Annotated in this window: 6 protein-coding genes; 2 read left to right on the forward strand and 4 right to left on the reverse strand. The window is 51.5% G+C overall.

Features of this window, described 5'->3' with window-relative positions:
- Positions 1-481: 481 nt before the first annotated feature.
- The 3 genes from BP822_RS05000 to BP822_RS05010 all read right to left on the reverse strand — a co-directional run bounded on the left by BP822_RS05000 (position 482) and on the right by BP822_RS05010 (position 2,808).
- Entirely contained in the window at positions 482-1,309 is an 828-nt protein-coding gene (locus BP822_RS05000; protein WP_286877852.1) for a hypothetical protein, read from the reverse strand.
- 19 nt (positions 1,310-1,328) lie between these two features.
- Positions 1,329-1,775, reverse strand: a complete 447-nt coding sequence (locus tag BP822_RS05005; protein WP_286877854.1) for a DUF3795 domain-containing protein — start codon at positions 1,773-1,775, stop codon at positions 1,329-1,331.
- Positions 1,776-2,001: 226 nt separating this feature from the next.
- Positions 2,002-2,808, reverse strand: coding sequence for an Fpg/Nei family DNA glycosylase (locus BP822_RS05010; protein ID WP_286877855.1), 807 nt, complete (start codon positions 2,806-2,808; stop codon positions 2,002-2,004).
- 138 nt (positions 2,809-2,946) lie between these two features.
- On the opposite strand from BP822_RS05010, the gene BP822_RS05015 reads away from it, so the two are divergent.
- Entirely contained in the window at positions 2,947-3,813 is an 867-nt protein-coding gene (locus BP822_RS05015) for a hypothetical protein (RefSeq protein WP_286877857.1), read from the forward strand.
- A 116-nt stretch (positions 3,814-3,929) separates the two neighbouring features.
- Complete coding sequence (locus tag BP822_RS05020) at positions 3,930-4,403, forward strand: hypothetical protein (protein ID WP_286877858.1); 474 nt, start codon at positions 3,930-3,932, stop codon at positions 4,401-4,403.
- Positions 4,404-4,448: 45 nt separating this feature from the next.
- Here BP822_RS05020 and BP822_RS05025 read toward each other — a convergent pair.
- The coding region (locus tag BP822_RS05025; protein WP_286877860.1) for a hypothetical protein at positions 4,449-4,978 on the reverse strand (530 nt) is incomplete at its 5' end.

Here is a 4,978-nt window from a genome sequence, read left to right on the forward strand (position 1 = left end):
CTCCCGGCGCCAATTGTCACAATTTATAATCCCTAAGTGCTGCAGGAAGTTAATCATTTCGGATTTCTTATATCGCTTCTTGCCTCTCCTGCAGATAGTGTATCGTCAGGGATATGGGCAGGAGTCCAGGAGGCTATCTGCCATGAATGCATTGGCCAAAGCATTGAGGGATAGATGGTCAGAATCCCTAACCGGTCTCATCCATGAAACATCTGGGGTTTCATTGAGGAGGTTTACATTTACAACAAGAAGAGACTGCATTCGGCACTGGATTACATGTCTTAGATCAGTTCGAATTGGAGGTTGGTTTAGTGCCGTTGCTTAACAGCCTGTCTACTATCAGGGGTTGACTCCACTTTTCCGGGCAGCTGGTGCTGCACCGGGCAGGCTTGCCGGCGACGCCGGAGGGAAAGCAGCCGGAGCCGTTGGTTTAGCTGTCGCGCCCGCGGATTCATAGATTTATCGGATGTATTAGCAATATTCACAATTCTTGACATTTATCACAATAGTAGACACTGCCCCCCATATAGGCTTCTTTCTTGATCATCGTTCCGCAAATCGAACAGGGCTTATTGACAGTGTTCTTGCACAATATGGTCTCATAGCCACCAGGATTGCCGAATAAATCCCGTTCGGTATCTCTTCCTCCTCTAGATGCCATCGCACAGATTGTGATCTTCAAAGAATCAAACAATGCCTCTTTATCTCCATCAGAGAGCGAACCAACTTTCTTCTTCGGATGCAGTTTCGCATTAAAGAGTATATCCTGCAAAATACCATTGCCTAGACCTGGGATTCTCTGCTCGGTGGCAAGCAAACCCTTCAGGCTAAGCTTCTGAACATTTGGCGGGGATACAATTGCGCAGAAATAGGCTTTATCGAATGCCGGAGTTAGCGGAGATGGCTTTTCTTTTGCCACTCTGTAATAATCATTATCCAGCTCGCCTTCCGCAAACGCTCCTACGCCTCCATACATTTGAACTGAAAGGCTAAGAGCGGAATTGTCGTCAAACTCGATCAGAAGCTGGTGTTTGGCAGGGCATGTCTCGACCTTCTCATGAAGTCTTATGTTTACACCCTCGCCGAACAGTATATTGGCACCTTCAGCCTTCATTTCCACCATGCTGCCAAACGGACTGGCTATATCAACAGTCTTGCCAACAAGGAGGTCAGAATAGGCTGATGGATCACCGTAGTACCATGCCAGCTTGTGCGGGGTATGCACCGCTGTAACCTCAGCGATACGCTTTCCGAAAACGGTATCATTAAGCTGATTTGAAAGGTTAAACGCCTCTGGCAATTCTATCATGAAATCACTCTTTTCTTCATTATTCCTCCTCCCAGCGGTATTTCCTGTTCTGGCGCAGCTTGTCAAGGCTGCAATTCAGGCATAGCCCATTGTGGCAGCATATCTGCTCCCCACATTCAGGACAGCGCCATTTTGCTGCCTCCTCTTTTAGGAATCGCTCCATGCCATGCTCCTTGATGAATTCGAGGTTCTCTATCATGCTCATGTGGTATTTGGTGCGATAGCGTTTATCGAGGCTTTTTAGCCGGCGGCAGGGGAATTTCTCGCATTCAAAGCAGAACCGCACAAGCCCTTTTCCCACCAGGTCGCATTGATCTGCCATAACGGTGCAGTTCTTACCGCGTGGTTTGCAGCCGGGACAGTATTTTCTGACGAATCCCTTTTTATCAAGCTCGTTTTTCATCGCCAGGTAACTGATACATACTCCGCAATTCATCCCACAAGGGGCAATAAGCTGCTCTTTCATCTTCCTCCCGGCGCCAATTGTCACAAATCTATAATCCCTTAGTGCTGAAGGAAGTTAATCATTTCGGATTTCTTATGTCGCTTCTTGCCTCTCCTGCAGAAAGTGTACCGTCTGGGATATGGGCAGGAGTTTTGGAGGCCAGCTGGCCACGAATGCATTGGCCAGGGCATTGAGAAGGTGTACACTTTGGCTCACAGCTATAGTGCCATCATCACCTCAATCGGAATCATCTCTCATCTTCCTGCCCGGAATCGGCCAGTCTCTGATGCTCGGGACAGTAGTAGCAGGTCCGGCCACCAAGCTTCTCATGCCGAAGAAGTGTTCCGTCCCGTGGGCAGCGACCGCCAGGATGGCGATGGCGGAGGAGATAGGATTCGGGCAGGCGGTTGAAATCCGCCCGGACAGAGATCGAGGTCGTCAGAACATCTTTTATAATTGAGATGAGTAGAGATAGCTGCATCTCATCCAGGCTCCGGGACTGGGGATGAATGCCCGCCTGAAAAAGGGCCTCATCAGAATAAAGGTTCCCGATGCCGGAGATGAGCCTCTGGTTGAGAAGCAAAGACTTTATAGTTCCCCTCCTGCTGCGCATGATCTTTAGAAAATCATCCCGGTCTATCAGCAGGGCATCGGCCCCTATCTTTCCCTCCGTCAGGAAAATGGAGGGGCTTTCTGTGAGTCCTACCTCTCCAAAAATTCTAAGATCATCAAAGGCCAGACGGCGGCCGTTCTGGAACCGGATCAGCATTCTAGTATGGGCTGGCTCTACCTCACCCATATCCTGATAGATCAGCCATCCGGTCATGCCCAGATGAAGCGTGAGCCACAGGTCCTCCTCAAGCTCTAAAAAGAGCCTCTTTCCATGCCTTTGGACGGATCGGAAGATCTTTCCTGTCAGGCATTGATTGAGCTTGACAGGTGTGACCTGGGAGAGGATGCGCTCGTCTCTGATCAGCACCTCCTGTATGGGCTGGCAGAGAACTGCAGACTCCAGATACTCTCTGGCCGATTCTACCTCGGGAAGTTCGGGCATGGCCTTCTAACATCCTTTCTTGCGAAGCATACTGCTTTGCGCAGAGCAGTATACTCGGAGAAACAACTTAGCATATATACCTCAGGCCTGAATTTAAGGCAGTGGCAGAATTGTGGTATTGGCAGCAAAGGTGTGAGCATGGGCAGCAACATAGCCAATGAGGCATATGTCTTCACTGAGACGGACAAGACCAAATCCAAATGGGTGGCCAGAGTCTACCAGGATTTTCTGCGGAGGACCGGCAGGCCCAAGACCACGTTGAGGGGGCTTTTCTATCATGCCCTGCAGATGAAGGATTCGGAATACCCGATCTGCGGGGGATTTGTAGGAGAGATCAGGATCATGAGGCCCTACCATGAGCAGGATGGGCTAAAACTCCTGAAATGGGCTCGAAAATCCAAAGCGATGGGATTCGTATCCCTCGAGGCTATAATCGAGGAGACCTCAGGCGAGGGCAGCTTTCTGCCGGCGGATATGCAGGCGAATGATCGCACGGATGGCCAGATGAGATCCGCCCCGGCCACTGAGGTCTGGCTGAATAAGCCCTCGCTCTCTTCGCTTCTCATTCCCATATGCAAAAAGCATGGCATCGCTCTAATCTGGTTCGACGGCCGCCCCTCCAAGGAGGCCATAGCAAATCTTTTCGCCCGTACCTGTGCCCAGACCACCATCCTTACCCTCTCCGACCTCAGCCCGAAGGACGCATTCTTCGCCCATGATCTGGCGGATTTGATCGACGGCTCAAGGCCCGTGGGGCACAGCGCAAGCATTGAGGTGAAATCGATCGGTCTGGTGCCCGACCAGATTGGATTGCTGAAGATTCCGCTTGTACATGGCAATAGAGGCCAAAGGGAGGAAGAGGAACGCTACGAAAGATATCTGAAAAAATGCTCTCTCGATCCGAGAAAGGTGGCAGAGCTGGATGCCCTTGAGGTCTATTATCCCGGCGGAGTTGCCGCATATCTTGTCGATGCGCTGTCCAGATATCTGCATGGCGATATTTGATCTCTTTTTATCTTAGCAGCTCTACATTGCTCCTCATGCCGCGCTCCCTTTGCCTTCCATTCAGCTCAGTTCGGACGCGGAAGTATTATAATAGTCTGGATCGCACTTGAACTGATATGACAGAAGTTCCGGATATCCCTCTGGACCAGATCCAGCAGCGAGTGGTGGCCATGTGGATGGGAAGCTTTTACGGCAGCAGCGGCTATGTGGCCCGGAAGCTTGGCAAGAAGGGCCTGAGGGAGTTTCAGGATATCGGAGCCCGCCAGGTTGCGGCCACCTTCAAGCAGCTGGGCCTGGACGAGCCGGAGAGCGTTGCCATGGCCATAGCCACCAATGACAAGAACCTTTTTGGAAGCCAGGTGGAGGTGGCAGAAGGGGACGGCTTTGTGGAGATCAGACGACTCCGCTGCGGCCAGATGGGGGGTGCCAAGTCTTTTGCACGGGTGGGGGCGAGCCTGATTGCCAAGGAGCACTGCAAGACCTGCATTGAATCCCACTGGCAGAAGGTGTTCTCTGAGCTGAAGATGGAGCTCGAGGTCGAGCACACCGACGAGGGATGCATAATGAGAATATCAAAGCGAGAAGCTTGAAAAAAAGCAACTGAAAGAGTTCAGTCCGAGATCGCACTAGTAATATCAGGCGGCAGATCTGGATCTGCGCTCCTCGAGCTCTCTGCTCTTTGCATCGGCCTTGGAGAGAGCCGTCTCCTTGGCCAATTCTCTTGCTTTCGTCCGCTCAGACTCGGCCTGGGACCGAAGATCTGCGGCTGAGGCCTTCGAGTCAGCAGCTGCAACATTGCGATCGGCTCTCATGCCCGCAATTTTTTCGGACTGCTCTGATCGGCTGCTTTTCAATTCCCTGCTATTCTCGATTGCCTCTGTCCTCTCTTTTTGCGCCTGATCGCGGGAGCTGGTGGCAGAGGCTTTAGACAGGGATGCAGAATCCCTTTCCTCTTGTGCAGGGGGAGAGGATTGTGCAGACGCGGAGCACTGGTCATTGCTTCCAACTTCTTTCTGAGGATCTGATGCTTGTATGGATAGGATCGCAGCCGCATTATTGCTTTTCTCTGAATTGGATGGTGCTGCAACAGCCTTTGCACTCATCGCTTCATCATTGCGTTCTGCCCGTTCCTCGGCCAGTTCGTCCTTCTTCACAGATTGGCTCT

This window comes from Methanosaeta sp. UBA458 (assembly GCF_002496085.1).
Classification (GTDB): Archaea; Halobacteriota; Methanosarcinia; order Methanotrichales; family Methanotrichaceae; genus Methanothrix; species Methanothrix soehngenii.